Genomic DNA, 14054 nt, shown 5'->3' on the forward strand with positions numbered 1-14054 from the left:
TAACCTTTTTCCTTTTTACCTACTTGCTAAATTCAGCAAGTAAAATATTTTTAAAAAGATCCGAACTTTTAACTTTCCCCATACTGTTCAAACTGACGGCCAACGTATGACTACCTCCATGTGTGCCTCCAGCAAAAGTATCAAATCCTGGAATACCACCTGTGTGTCCCCATATCGATATACCGTTTGGAAGCTTAGTTTCATAGATTCCAAGACCAAATCCATCGATTCCTTCTATTCCTGTAGGAACCGTAGAAAGCATTTGTTTTAGTTGCTGATCTTTTAGTAATTTGCCACCGAGCAAGTAAGAAAAGAATTTGTTTAAGTCGTCAGCAGTAGAAATCATCTCTCCAGCCGATTGACCCATACTTGGGTTATAATAAGTAACGTCCTTCGGCTCACTTGCTCCGTCTAGTTGGATATATCCGCGGGGATGCTTGGTGCCTGGAATAACGGTCGAATTGCCAGGTAGGAATGTATCCGACAATTCAATCGGTTCAATAATCCGATTTTCAATTTCTTCCGCATAGCTGTTCCCGGTTACTTTTTCAATAAGAATACCCAGTAATACGTATCCTGTGTTCGAATAAGACCATCCCTTTCCTGGGGCAAAATCCGGGGGTAGAGAGATCCCCTTCTTTACTAATTCTTCAGCCGCATATGATTTTTTTGTATCCATAAGATCAAATTCTTTTGACCTTGAGTATTCAGCGATTCCACTTGTATGGTTCAATATTTGCCGGATCGTAATCTGGTTACCATCATATCCGTTTCCTTGAATGACACCAGGCAACCATTTTTCAATGGAATCGTCTAGATTCAAGCGGTTCTCTCCAACTAATTGAAGTCAACCGTTGCGGTGAACGTCTTCGTCACGCTGCCAATGCGAAAGCGGAAATCTGTTTTCATTGGTTTATTGGTTCTCAGATCCGCTATCCCGACAGCATAATTCCACGTTTTTCCACCCTCAGAAGTTTTAGCGAGTATCCCCGGGTATCCAAGCTGCAATGTATCCCGCATTGCTTGCTTGACGAAAGTACGATCTCGTTGAATACTTGTTTGTGACGAACTAGATACATTTTGAGTGGGCTCTGCTTTTACAATTGAGGTTGGCGTTGTGTATAACAGGGAACTTCCAGCTATTAAAAGGGCCAAACTTGCAAATGTAATTTGACTACGTGTTTTCATAGGGCATTCCACACCTCTATTCATATTGTATGGGTGGTTGCTTGTTGTTCCGTACTAATTACACAGCTATCATCTCCCCTATCAAAAGGGCAACATGGATCTTATCTAATCCCCTTTCGCTCGTTTTTACATTTTTATCCTACAAAATAAAAATTTCTTTTTTCTTATCCATTCCTTACAAATTCCTTACCTTCAAAATAGCTTCTATAATAGGATGGAAGGAGCATTGTGCCCGGAAATGAAAAGCATTTCCAATGAATATATAAAAAAAGAAACACAGAAGTTTTTCACTTCTATGTTTCTTTTTCATCCAATAATTATTAAAGATTCGATTTACTCCAAACATGATTAAGGAGTCTCCCCCCCTAAAATGACATAACCCAACTAAAAAACCGTGTTTTCAGTCGGGTCAGGTGTCTTGTAAGGGCGCTTATCACATTCCATTAATATACACTTTATTGGTGTGGTCAGATCGATATCGTCTACCTGCAATCCGATTGACTCCGCTAATCGCGCGATATCTCCTTGAAAGGGAATAAACTGTGAACGGTTCTGCTTCATTTTGATGTACAGTCGTCCATCAAGGGTGAATTCAATCGGTAAGATACCTGCCTTCGTTTCGATGTTGATGCTTTTCTTTTCTCCAAAATAGCTTTTGAATGTAAACAATACAACGACGCTATAGTTGCATGGCCGCATAGATTCATCTCATGCCCTGGGGTAAAATATCGCAATCGAACATCTGCTTGATCCGAATGAAGAATGAATGTCGTTTCAGTGAACTACCCACCACTTAGGCCTTAAAGTGGGGGCTTCTTGGGAACTAGATACTTTTACTAGCTATCTATATTTACCAAGCTATAAGGGTAGTCCCTGCCCCTAACAAATATACCAACTATATGGCTAATTTTAGCAAGTTGATACTTGCATTTAAATCTCTATCATGGTGACTGTTGCACTCTGAGCAATCCCATTCGCGAAGGTTAAGATTCTTGACTTCCTTGTTCTGATAACCACAGTTGGAACATAGCTGACTACTAGCACAATTCTTAGGTGCGATTATCAAATCACGACCTTTCCATACTGCTTTGTATTCAAGGTATTCTCTAAATTTAAACCAAGATACTTCACCGATGGCTTTAGATAACTTGCGATTCTTTTGCATAGTCTTCTCTTTCAAGTCTTCAATCACTATGACTTGGTTTTCGATTGTGATTTCATGACTGATCTTGTGAAGAAAGTCATTCCTCTGATTCGTTATCTTTTCATGAAGCCTTGCAACTTGTAATCTAGCTTTATCGCGATTCTTAGAGCCTTTTTTCTTACATGACAAAGAACGCTGCAAAAAAGCCAATCTTTTTTCAGATTTTCGCAGCCATTTAGGGTTTTCGTATTTAGTACCATTGGATAATACGGCGAAGTCTTTCAACCCAACATCGATACCAACTTTTGAATCAAGTTTGGAAAATAGTTGTTCATTTTCCTCTGCTAATATCGAAACAAAGTATTTGTTCGTTGGTGTTTTAGCAATTGTCACAGACTTAATCAAACCAAAAAATGGTCTATGTTGTTTGATTCGTACTAGTGTCTTTAATTTTGGCAGCTTGATATAACCATTTTCGATATAGACTGTACCCTTTTGATTGTTCGTTGTGTAGCTCCGGTGATTATCCTTTTTTCTTTTGAATTTCGGAAATCCTACTGACTTATCACGAAAGAAATGAGAATAAGCCTTCTGCAAATTTAGTTGAGCATTAGCCAAAGCAAGACTGTCCACTTCTTTTAGGAATGGAAATTCAGTTTTATATTGAGCTGGTGTAGGATACTTGATTTATCCATGCTTTTTTGAGATTTCTTAAAAGAACTGATTTTGTCAGCAAGCATTTTGTTATACACAAAACGCACACATCCAAAGGTTTTTTCGAAAAAGTTGCGCTGGTCTCTGTTAGGATAGAGTCGATATTTATATGCTTTCAACATTTCCTACACCTCCTTTTTGCCTTGTGTTTCAATATTTCTTTAAGATTTCTAATGGTGCATCGCCCACTGTTAGTAGACAATAGCTTTTTCGTAGATCATGTAATCTACTGCCTTCTATTTTTCCATGCAAAAAATGATACCACGAACAGAATAGCTGCTGCCATCAAACCGTGGCAGATATAATCCGTTCCCCCTAACTGAATAGGCAAGCTGGCATTAGGCTCCTTAAAGACTCTATCGGAAATAAAATGAGTATAAACCTTCTTTTTGGACTCATCAAAAACACGAATTTCGCCGTTACGGATTGGAACGATTCCATTCGGGCCGCCAACTGGAACTAAAAAATCTTCTTTGTCGTTTTTCTCCAGAAACAGAAGAATCTCATCCCCTTCTTCCTGTCCGTTCCGAATCTGTGTTGCTTCATCCCAATGGATACCTGCAGTAATTGTAGGCGGGACATCCCCTTTATATACGCGTTTCACTTGAAATTCGTACCTTTCCCACGAGAACGACTGCCTGCTGCTTGCTTGTTGTCTCTTGAAATCGTACGTCCCTTGCACAATAACAGACGCCCGTTCCATCACCTTGTCTGGTTCTAAGTAGACCCAGCTAGTAGCGCTTACCTCGCTTACCTGTATACTAAAAAGTAATGAGCACAAAGCGATTAGAAATATGCCCTGCACCAATCTCTTCATATCAGAAAATCTTCCTCTCGTAATCGCTTTAATCGATATCATAGATTAACCATTTCGAGTCGGGGTCTTTCCCTTGGATAAATACGTATTGTGACGTAAAAAAATCATCGTTGGTCAGCATATCATCAGCTAGGAGAAGAACTTGATATCCCTTTTTCTGCTTCTGAATATGGATGGGAGTGTGCAGCTTCACCGCCTTCAATTGGTAGGTCGGCATGCCTGTTATCGGACTATTCGGTGCGAATAGCTTCGTATATTCCTCCGCATTGCCCTCATGCAAATATTGCATTCGTTTGTTGATGAGCTGTACAATCTCTTGTTCATCCTGATTCAATCCCTTTATTTCCAAATACGCAGGGCCAGACTTAGATGTACAGCCTTGAAATAGAATGAGAAATATGACAAGCCATACAGTCTGAACGACATACCTATTTTTACAGAAACGTCCCATCAACCAACACTCCTTTTTTTCAAATACAGAGCAACCATCTACGTCTTCAACCTGACAAAGATCAGCCTCGCCTAAGCTTCAATTAGAGAGAATTAAACTTTCTCGCCCCATCTGCATCCATTTTCGATATGTAACGTAACTATAGATGGAGCTAGGTACAGAGGAGGCGTCCGATGAGCAGCATAGTAACGATTTATAAAAGCGAAAAGGGTAAGAGTTTGATTGCGAATCATTATGAGAGCTATATACAAGCTTTGCGGTTTCCTGTGGAGCGTATGTATCTGAATACAAGCTTTGGCTCAACTCATCTATTAGCTGTGGGACCCACTGATGGAAAACCGTTGTTCCTATTACAAGGGGGAAACTGCATCAACCCAATGACATTGTCTTGGTTTTCTCCATTAACGAGCCAATATCGAATTTATGCGCCTGATACGATTGGTCATCCTGGGTTTAGTGCAGAAACTAGAGTGTCAGCTAAGGATAATAGCTTCGCCCTATGGCTTCAAGAACTCATGAACGGTCTTGATATCGAGAAATGTGGATTTATAGGCACCTCTTATGGAGCAGGAATCATATTAAGACTAGCCGCCTGTATGCCGCATAAAATAGACTGCGCCGTGCTTGTGTCACCAGCAGGAATACGTTTAGGATCGAAGCTCAAAATGATCAAGGACATCCTTTTGCCACTGCTTCTGTTCCATGCAACTTCCTCAGATCGATACCTTGATAAGCTAACCAATGCCATGTCTGACAACACGATGAAGGCAATAGACAAGAAAATTATTGGAGACATTTTTCGATATGTGAAACTTGAGCAAAATATGCCTAAGCTTACAGAAAAAGAGGAACTCCAGCATTTCCATGCGCCGACTCTTCTTATTACAGGCCGAAAGGACATCTTTTTCCCTGAACGGCAGGTCAATCAAACAGCACGCGCAATCATCCCGAATCTGACCGCAATCAAATCATACGAGATGGGACATTTCCCTTCAGAATCCGATTTGGTTACCATTAACGATGAAATCTCTTTGTTCCTGCAAACTTATTACGTAACGAAATTTACATAGATTCGCTATCGTCGCTTAGGTGGATTATTATGCCTTGTCACAAGAATCCTCCTAAGAGACGCCTTATGGCTCTGGTATTTCTCTCATTCTCGTCTCCAACATTTGAATGAAGATTTCACATCTTCCTCATAGACCATCATCAATATTCACAATTTTCCTTTATCATTCCAATCCATGTCGTTAATGAAACTCGTCCGGAACCTGAATACATGGCTTCCCCTCGATCACTCAGGCTGCAAAGTAATAAGCGACGCTATACTCATACCATTGTTCTCCCCTCAAAAGCGTGGATGTCTGCATGTTCAGTATTTATCCATTTGTTTCTGTATCGTTCTATGACCCGATCATCCCATATTTGAACTTCAATATATCGCTCAGGGCCATAATGACCGTGCGCGTTCCATTGCTGTGGCCAGCCAAACTGTTCAACTACCTGCCGAATACTATCTCGGGTATATACCTTTTTGCGATATGGCTTCCCGTCCTCAACTCGCATCGTAGGAAATAAGTCTCCATAAGTAAAACTAATAGTACTTGCATCGAAATCATCAATATGGATGTGTAATTCTCTTCCCTCTTCATACCACTCCAGCAGCCAGCTGCAATGTCCTAATGTCATATAGTGAGGATATAGTGTCCGAGGTTTGCCGCCTTGCTCTATAAACATCGCTCTTGCCCGCTTCTCCAATTGACGCCGAACATGCATGTAATCTTCAGATCGTTTGCTTGCAAAACCTCTTCCACTCTCTCTTATCTCAGACAAGATGCTGTTCGCTTCTTCCATAGACAGCGCAGACAAATTGTGAAATGGCCCCTGTGCGGCCTCGTAATAGTGACACAAAAGATTGAAGTCCAAATGAACAGCCCCCTATTCCATCATAGAAATCATAACAGTTAGCGTTCCCTTATTCGCCTCCTTATTGCGACCACGTGACAAACAACCATAAATAACCAGTCGATTCTGATCAGATTTTTATGTATTATTAAGAATTTATTAAGGAGCAATTAAAGCCCTCTCCCTATACTAAGCATATTGAATAAATACTAGATCTAATTGATATAGGTCACAAGGAGGAAGAAAATACGTGTCATTACCCCAATTAAATATTGAAATGTTTCGAGGAATTAACGACTTAGGCAAGCAGCTCTCCTTTCTAAATCCATCCGTCGTATTCATTGCAGAATATACGATCTATCTGTTAGCAGCTTGCATGCTGTTATTTTGGTTCACCCGTACAACGGCCAATCGCATGATGGTGCTGCAAGGCGGATTTGCATTCATTCTCGCAGAGCTCCTTGGCAAAGCGGTTGGAATGTTCCATTCGCATCATCAACCATTTGCGGAACTCCCGAATGTTAGTAAATTAATCGATCACAGCATCAACAATTCATTTCCTAGTGATCATACGATATTGTTTTTCTCCATCTGTGCGTCGTTCTGGCTGATGCGCAAAAAAACAGGCTGGGGCTGGTTGTGGCTCGTGCTGGCGGGTTGTGTAGCATTATCTCGTGTATGGGTTGGCGTACATTATCCTGTAGATATTGCAGTAGGCGCAATGATTGGGATCTGCTCAGCAGTGCTCGTGTACTGGTCATCCACTAGATTTGCTTGGCTATCTCGCTTGCTTGATATGTATGAGAGTGTGGAACAACGCATACTGCCTGTGCGGAATAAATCTAACGATCTATAAGTTAGATATTTTATACAAAATGAGAATGGACGCACCATATGGAGTTGTCGAATACCAATGTGGCTGCGTCCATTGTCTACTATTCTCAAGACCACTTCATTTCCATACACTTCTTACCTGCACTTACTCTCCAGTATCCTGCTTCAAGAGTTCTTGCAAGGAATGTGGGAAAATAGGCCTGCTAAGCTCCAATATCGCCTTCGCATAGGATTGAATTTCCTTCTGAGCATCATACTCCAGGCGTTGATTCAAGAAGTGAGCTACCGATTGCAGGGAGGCTGTCCAATACCAGCGCACATACATGCCATAGGAAGGCAGAAATAATCTAGCTTGCTCCGCGCATATGCCATCTTCTAGTGCCGCTTCATACTTGGCAACGCCAAGCTCAATGTAGTTCATCAGCTCGTCCGTGTGCTTCTGCCCGATTTCCCAGGATACAATGTCTCCACTGCCCTGCTTCGAATTCTCAGGCTTGCTTCTCCATTCCCCCTGAGACGGTATGTAGAAGGTAGGATCTTCAGTGATATATCTACGACTCGATTCATTCCAAGCCTCCAAGCTGTCGCCTGTGCCTTCCATATGGGAAGAACCTATGACATACTTCCACCACTGCCTAGCAACCATAAGCGGCGCGTACACTTCGAACTGCAGCATGACATGTCGAAATGGCGAGGTATGTCCTTCTCTAGCCAGAAATTGAATCAATCGAATATCCCGCTCGCTTAGCTCAATCGATTCCTTGGCATAGGATACCCGTGCGGAGTTGACAACCGTCAAATCCGAACCCATCGTGTTGACTAACCGGACATACCCCTTATCTAATACTTGCAGCATAGACATGGCAACCACTCCTATCTAGTAAATGAGACGAAAAGAGAACATCAAGTTCCCACTCAATGCTCTCTTCATTTGGATACATATTCTATTTTAGTATACATGAATCCAGGTGGATGAACAGGTATTTCCTGGCGATAAGTTTGACTGCCTTTTCTCTGTTCAGTCACTCCTAATACAATAGATCAACCTGCACTTCCAATGAAAAAGCTGGCGACTAAGATCAAGAAAACTACTATTGTTATTCCTACATACAAATAATCTTGTTCATGCAGAAAAACAAAAATAGAGATAAAGACCCGCAGTACTGGTGTAGCAATGAGCATAAGCAGTCCTGTCAGGATAATCGCATATGACTTCATTGATAATAGACCGGCATAAATTCCTGCCAGACTGGTTGGAAAGGTCTGCTCAGGATATCCACTGTCTCCAGAAATGAGGAACAGCAGCAAGCCAGCAAGGATCACCGCTGCACTAGCCAGTACCCCTACCCGAAGCCACTTGCTGACAACAATCTCTACCGCTTCCGATTTGTCATTGCGCATTTGTTCGATCTCGGACTGCTGTACGCTGCCTTCTCGCCCAAGCTCACTCATAGAAGTCCCCCCAATCCCTGTACAATCATCTGAATGGCCACATACGCCAATACGGGAATAAACCATTTGCGAATCGTCTTGCTCTTCATCTTCTGCATGATTCTCGCGCCAGCCGTTGCTCCCATCAGAACCCCCAGCGCCACCGGAGCCGAGATTGCCGGATCAATGTCACCACGGAACAGATAGACCCCCGCGCTTGCCGCGCCCGTAACGCCCATCATGAAGTTGCTCGTCGCACTGGATACCTTAAGCGGGAGCTTCATGAAGACATCCATCGCCATCACTTTGAAGCTGCCGCTGCCAATTCCAAGCAGACCCGATATCACCCCTGCCCCGTACATGACACCGAATCCGCCGTATACATTGTCCACTTTATACGGAACCGTCTGATTCAAAGCCTTATCAAAATACTCACCTTGCAAGCGCAGCTTCTCCGCAACCGGATGCATAGTTACATCCTTCGGCAGTTCATCATTCCGCTTCTTAAGCATAGTCCCCGCCGAGTATAGCAGCAGCAGACCGAAGATAATATACAGTACCGTAGGCGCCATGATTCCGCCTAGAAATGCACCGGTTATCGCTCCCACCGTTGTTGCAACCTCCAAGAACATGCCTACTCGCACATTCGTAATCCGATCTCGGATATAAGCGATCGCTGCCCCGCTGGAGGTTGCAATGACCGAAATAATACTTGCGCCAATCGCCGTCTTAATATCAACACCGAACAATAAGGTCAATGCTGGCGTAACTATAATCCCTCCACCCAGACCAAGCACTGCCCCGACGATTCCAGCCAACACGGAGATCAACAGTATTTCAATCGCTAGTAAAGACAACATCCTCTCCCCTTCCGCGCCATGTTCTTCCTCATACATATGTATACACCTTTTTATACATTCGATCAATAGATTGCATCATTAACTTTACATTGTATGTGCTATAATGGGCTTAATAGGACAAGTACAAGTCGAAAGGGTTGATCAAATGCAGTTCCGTAATTTAGACGAAATCGATACACGGATTTTGCAGCTGTTATCCGAGAATGGACGCTTAAGCAATGCGGAGCTTGGACGAATGGTCAACTTGACCCGAGCGGCTGTTCGCGAACGAATCCATCAATTGATGGAGGATGGGATTATTGATCGGTTCACCATTGTCGTGAATCCGCTCAAGGCGGGCAAAACCTTGTCGATGTATTTCGATATTGAAGTGGATTGGGTGAAGCTGCTGCATGTCGTAGAACAGCTAAGATTGGCTGAGGAGATTACGAACGTGTATCAAATGAGCGGCAAGCCGCATCTGCATGTCCATGCACTGCTGGATGATCCGGAGCATGCTGAGCAGTGCTTGAGAATGCTTCAAGCGATTGATGGTATCACTTCCGTCACTAGTGAGGTACTCATTGCGCGGCATAAAGAAAGAGGCGGATTGTTAATTTAAACAGGTGCTTTAAATAGTACACCGAGATCACATGAATTGTTATAGAACGCCCCGCTTGCTACTGGTGTATGCAGCGATCCAGATGCCACAAGCGGGGCGTAAAATTGATGACGTTATTATAAAATATTTCTTTTTTGGACAACGATTATGGAAACTCTCTTCTACCGAAGCTCAGTGGAGAAGCATTGGATCGGGCCGTCCCAGCCGTTTTCTCGAATCTCTTCATAGTTATCGTTTGTGTACGCTGCAATCACCTTTCTCCAAAAATGCTGCGAAGGTATGTTTTCGTCAATCTGGCCGATCTTCCAAGTTCCCTGAAACCGATCGAACAAAGCTGTTGCCGCATACCTTCCTGCACCGGAACGCCGATATTTTTTCATTACGAAAAACTCCGCCATCGAATAAACCGTCCGCTTGTCATCATCCGTTCCTAACTTCCTTACGAGCGCTACTCCCGCAAGCTTCCCATCCACTCGAATGAAGAAAGGATACCTCCCTTCCTCTGTCCAGTAATGATCCAGATACATATATTCATATAGACCGTTCTCGTTGACATCCTCTGGATCGTATTCACTGAAATCATATTTATACAGCTCCAGCAAATTACGAAGCGTAGATTTTTGCTCGTACTCGACCTGATGCAGCGTGATCATGCTTATGCCCTCCTCCATTTCTGATGGTTTTTCTCTTACGCTATCATTTTTTACAATGTATGCTTCACTTTTGTCATTCGGCTTTTTCGTCTAGGATCCGGTAAAAAGCATAGGCAGACGAAAGTCGCCAGTGCCAGCCCACCGCAAGCACCTACTGATACAGAAAACGCGCGTACATAATCAGACAGCTCAGCCTCTACGAGCACATGTCCAAGTACGCCGGAAAACACAATACCGATCAATGCCACCCCTAGCGAATTCGCCAAGTACATACAGGTCGTGAATAATCCTGATCCCGATCCGGCATCCTTCTTCGGAACTGTGCTTAGAACGATATTCGCTAGTGGTGTCGTGACCATGCCAAGACTGAATCCGTACATCCATAATAGGAGAAGATTACGGTAATTAAGCATAGCCCTCGCGTCATACAGGATAGAACCAATCAGCAGCGATATGCATATTGCCATGCCGATAGAGCCGAGCTTCAATGAACCTATCCCCCATTTTTCTACGAAACGGGAGGATAAGAGAGATGACAGAAAGAATCCGACCCCCAATGGCAGAAACACCATGCTTGTGGTTTGAACATCCTTATGCAGGCCGTATTGGACATAGTAACTTAATAGGAAGAAAAAGGCGAACATGCCCAGGTACACGACAAGCACAGCCAACAGGCCTACGCGAAAGGAAGCATGCCGAAATACAACAAGATTCACCAACGGAAAAGCGTTTCTTCTCTTCTTGTAACACTCGACTGCCACAAAAGTAACAAGTACACCAAAACCGATCAGCATACAAAACCAAACCCACACCGGCCACCCCTGTCTCTGCCCTTCCGATAAAGGATATACAAGCAGAAATAAGCCGCTTATGAGTAGAAGAGCGCCAATCCAATCAATAGGCTGTTTTTTCTCCCCACGCGATTCAGGAATGATTGGCAGCAGCATTAGAACCAGCATACCGAATGGAACGTTAACAAAGAACACCATTCGCCAGCCAAGATCGAACAGGTTCCAGTTGACGATAAGGCCCCCAAAAATGAGTCCAAAAGCAAATCCAAATCCAATGATTGCACCATATATGCTGAACGCGATTGCCTTTTCTCTTGGCGGAAAGCTGACCTGCATCGTAGAAAGAACCTGGGGCTGAATGAGCGCAGCAGCCAAACCTTGAACGATCCGAATAGCAATAAGCAGGCAAGGCTCCGAGGTCAAGCCGCCAAGCATGGCCATGATTGTGAACCCGCTCACTCCAATAAGAAGCAGCCGTTTTCTTCCGTATATGTCACCTAACTTCCCGCTAATAATCAAGGCCACCGCCAAGCCAAGAGAGAAACCTGTAACGATTAGCTGCGCTTCAGCGAAACTTGCGTTCAAGCTGTGCTGCATCGACGGCAGAGCAACCTGAATCATATAAGTGTTCAGTGAGATAAGCAGCGTCGGTAGCAGTACGATAACGAGTGCAATCCATCGTTTCGGATTCCCCTCCATTTGCTGATTACCATCCGTGCGTTGTGATGTATTTGTCAAAATAGCAGACAACATTACGATTCCCTCCAGTAGTTAGAATCACATGAATACTCTGATTATGAGCCAATCATGTTCATACGCTCTACCTGAAGAGGGAGTCTTTGCCCCTATAGCGGAATTAACTGAAGAACCCTTCTACCTACATTAGGCCAAAGGGTTCCCTTGCGAAATGGAAGCGTCGCCGCCAGTCGAAGACGACCTTCGAACTTGATCCTGCTGTTCCAGCTGCTTGAGGAACGAGCTTGGATTGCAGCCGTAATGCTTGCGAAAGGCTGCCGTAAAGTTGCTAACATTACTGTACCCGACCGCGACGGCAGCTTCCCCAACATTCAGATGTTCCATCTCCATATGCCATATCGCCTTCTCGATCCGCTGCTTGCGCACCAGTTCGAATACTGTTGTGCCGAACAGCTCGCGAAATCCAGCTTTCAGCTTGAATTCGTTGATCCCGACATGCTTGGAGAGTTCTCGTATAGACAAGGGCTGTTCGTAATTGTTCATCACAATCTCCCGTGCCTCATGAAGCTTTGCGATGTCATCGCGACGAACGTTTCGCTTTACAGTTCGATCATGAATTTCGTCCGCCTCTCCGAATAAGGCGAGGAATTCGATAGCTTTGCTCTCCATGTATAGCCGCTTCATCTTCCCCTGATAATCGCACCGAAGCATATCCGTTACGCATCGATGAATGTCTGGCGTGACTGAATAGGAGTCAATACTGCCAAGATGACGATGAAGCAATTTTTCCATGTTCTGCTTCTCAGCCGCATCAACGGCATAGTCATACAGTTCATCCGGAGAAAATCTCACCTCAACCATATGATGGTGCATTCCTGCCTTTTTCTCCTCATACACCTGCACATCCTCCAACAGCAGCACATTGCCAGTCTGCGGTTCCGTATGACTTTCTTTTCCGCTCCATTCGCAATACACTTCACCGCTAAAGCAATAACTCAGCTCAAACAGACGGCATGACTCTTGGATACATAGCTTCATATCTTCCGCATAAGTGACATCGGTAACCATGATTTCCATACCTTCACGGACGCGCATCCGGGTCACACTGCCCGTTCCAATGTGAGGAGGAAGGAACATCTGCTGCTCCCAAGCACTGCTTTTCATATCACCATGAATCATTTCAGAATAGCGCTCAAAATAATCATGGATGCTGGCTACATGAACTTCAGCTGCCATCTGATCACCTTCTATTCCGCCTTATTGGCCTGAATGAGAATCTTTATCATCCACATTCATTGTATCATCAAGCTAACCCCCATTGTGCCTTATCCATGGCCAATGTGCTTGATCCAAGCAGCATCGAGGCTATACTCGTAATATGAGCCTGCATCTTCATTTCACTATCCGAGTCAGAGTAGCTATTTCCTGCAACAAAAGCAGTCAGATAGTCTTCCCAGCTGTTATAGCATTGCTGCAAATGGCGAGCCGCCTTGAGCTTCAAGCCCCAAGCTTCATCCTTGGTTAAGTAGCCGTAGGTAAGTCCCATATTGCACATAAAGATTGCCCAAGCCCCACCAAATGCCGCAATTTCTCCGGAAGGAAGCTGGTGCAAAAATGCATTGACGATTACGACCTTGGCATGGTCAGGATGATCCACAGAGGATTCCACATACCGCTTGCGAGAGACTTCGTTACGTGAAGCTAGACTCGTATGCAGCTTCTTATACTCCTCGCGCAGTCCATCTTCGAGCAGCCACTGAACTCGACTGAGCAATGACTCCTTGTCGATAACTCCCCAAGCGGCGAACGCCTTTTTCATCGATCCTCTGCGCAGAATTCGATCCGTAAATGGAAATCCGAACGGGATATAATGGTACACTATTAAACTATCCGTACATACAGAAGAAAGGCAACGGAAGTACAGCTCCAGCTGCTTTCTTTGTTGGTTATTGTATTCGCTTGGCATATT

General features: G+C 43.9%; 14 protein-coding genes and 2 pseudogenes. 3 read left to right on the forward strand and 13 right to left on the reverse strand.

Features of this window, described 5'->3' with window-relative positions:
- Window positions 1-19: 19 nt before the first annotated feature.
- The 5 genes and pseudogenes from BP95_RS29605 to BP95_RS0105290 all read right to left on the reverse strand — a co-directional run bounded on the left by BP95_RS29605 (window position 20) and on the right by BP95_RS0105290 (window position 4314).
- Window positions 20-1188: pseudogene (locus BP95_RS29605) on the reverse strand (serine hydrolase domain-containing protein).
- Window positions 1189-1745: 557 nt separating this feature from the next.
- Complete coding sequence (locus BP95_RS33730; protein WP_231515041.1) at window positions 1746-1922, reverse strand: PhzF family phenazine biosynthesis protein; 177 nt, start codon at window positions 1920-1922, stop codon at window positions 1746-1748.
- A gap of 161 nt (window positions 1923-2083) precedes the next feature.
- Window positions 2084-3168, reverse strand: a pseudogene (gene tnpB, locus BP95_RS29615) (IS200/IS605 family element RNA-guided endonuclease TnpB).
- 104 nt (window positions 3169-3272) lie between these two features.
- Window positions 3273-3863, reverse strand: a complete 591-nt coding sequence (locus tag BP95_RS29620) for a hypothetical protein (protein WP_051613997.1) — start codon at window positions 3861-3863, stop codon at window positions 3273-3275.
- 28 nt (window positions 3864-3891) lie between these two features.
- Window positions 3892-4314, reverse strand: a complete 423-nt coding sequence (locus BP95_RS0105290) for a hypothetical protein (protein ID WP_028531587.1) — start codon at window positions 4312-4314, stop codon at window positions 3892-3894.
- 173 nt (window positions 4315-4487) lie between these two features.
- On the opposite strand from BP95_RS0105290, the gene BP95_RS0105295 reads away from it, so the two are divergent.
- Complete coding sequence (locus BP95_RS0105295) at window positions 4488-5384, forward strand: alpha/beta fold hydrolase (RefSeq protein WP_021255177.1); 897 nt, start codon at window positions 4488-4490, stop codon at window positions 5382-5384.
- A gap of 259 nt (window positions 5385-5643) precedes the next feature.
- Here the strand turns inward: BP95_RS0105295 and BP95_RS29625 are convergent, their stop codons facing one another.
- Window positions 5644-6240 (reverse strand): hypothetical protein, encoded by a 597-nt coding sequence (locus BP95_RS29625; protein WP_021255178.1) that lies wholly within the window; start codon window positions 6238-6240, stop codon window positions 5644-5646.
- 229 nt (window positions 6241-6469) lie between these two features.
- On the opposite strand from BP95_RS29625, the gene BP95_RS0105305 reads away from it, so the two are divergent.
- A complete protein-coding gene (locus BP95_RS0105305) occupies window positions 6470-7075 on the forward strand; it encodes an undecaprenyl-diphosphatase (RefSeq protein WP_021255179.1) in 606 nt (201 codons plus the stop codon).
- A 123-nt stretch (window positions 7076-7198) separates the two neighbouring features.
- Here the strand turns inward: BP95_RS0105305 and thyX are convergent, their stop codons facing one another.
- The 3 genes from thyX to BP95_RS0105320 form a co-directional block, all read right to left on the reverse strand.
- Entirely contained in the window at window positions 7199-7915 is a 717-nt protein-coding gene (gene thyX / locus BP95_RS0105310) for an FAD-dependent thymidylate synthase (protein ID WP_021255180.1), read from the reverse strand.
- A 179-nt stretch (window positions 7916-8094) separates the two neighbouring features.
- The gene (locus BP95_RS0105315) at window positions 8095-8505 is read right to left on the reverse strand and encodes a DUF1634 domain-containing protein (protein ID WP_021255181.1); all 411 of its coding nucleotides are present in this window, start codon (window positions 8503-8505) and stop codon (window positions 8095-8097) included.
- Window positions 8502-9380, reverse strand: a complete 879-nt coding sequence (locus tag BP95_RS0105320; protein WP_021255182.1) for a sulfite exporter TauE/SafE family protein — start codon at window positions 9378-9380, stop codon at window positions 8502-8504. Before BP95_RS0105320 ends, BP95_RS0105315 begins: the two co-directional genes overlap by 4 nt.
- Window positions 9381-9489: 109 nt before the next feature.
- Between BP95_RS0105320 and BP95_RS0105325 the strand changes: the two genes are divergently transcribed.
- Complete coding sequence (locus tag BP95_RS0105325) at window positions 9490-9945, forward strand: Lrp/AsnC family transcriptional regulator (RefSeq protein ID WP_021255183.1); 456 nt, start codon at window positions 9490-9492, stop codon at window positions 9943-9945.
- A 161-nt stretch (window positions 9946-10106) separates the two neighbouring features.
- Here the strand turns inward: BP95_RS0105325 and BP95_RS0105330 are convergent, their stop codons facing one another.
- The 4 genes from BP95_RS0105330 to BP95_RS31775 form a co-directional block, all read right to left on the reverse strand.
- Entirely contained in the window at window positions 10107-10598 is a 492-nt protein-coding gene (locus tag BP95_RS0105330; RefSeq protein ID WP_036666697.1) for a GNAT family N-acetyltransferase, read from the reverse strand.
- A gap of 50 nt (window positions 10599-10648) precedes the next feature.
- A complete protein-coding gene (locus tag BP95_RS0105335; protein WP_036666700.1) occupies window positions 10649-12142 on the reverse strand; it encodes an MFS transporter in 1494 nt (497 codons plus the stop codon).
- Window positions 12143-12271: 129 nt separating this feature from the next.
- Entirely contained in the window at window positions 12272-13321 is a 1050-nt protein-coding gene (locus tag BP95_RS29630; RefSeq protein ID WP_081819810.1) for a helix-turn-helix transcriptional regulator, read from the reverse strand.
- Window positions 13322-13388: 67 nt separating this feature from the next.
- Window positions 13389-14051: a DUF1266 domain-containing protein gene (locus BP95_RS31775; RefSeq protein ID WP_021252495.1), complete on the reverse strand. Its 663-nt coding sequence runs from the start codon at window positions 14049-14051 to the stop codon at window positions 13389-13391.
- Window positions 14052-14054: the final 3 nt, after the last annotated feature.

Origin of the sequence: Paenibacillus sp. UNC217MF (genome assembly GCF_000686865.1) — a bacterium.
In the GTDB taxonomy this organism is placed as follows: Bacteria; Bacillota; Bacilli; order Paenibacillales; family Paenibacillaceae; genus Paenibacillus_B; species Paenibacillus_B suaedae.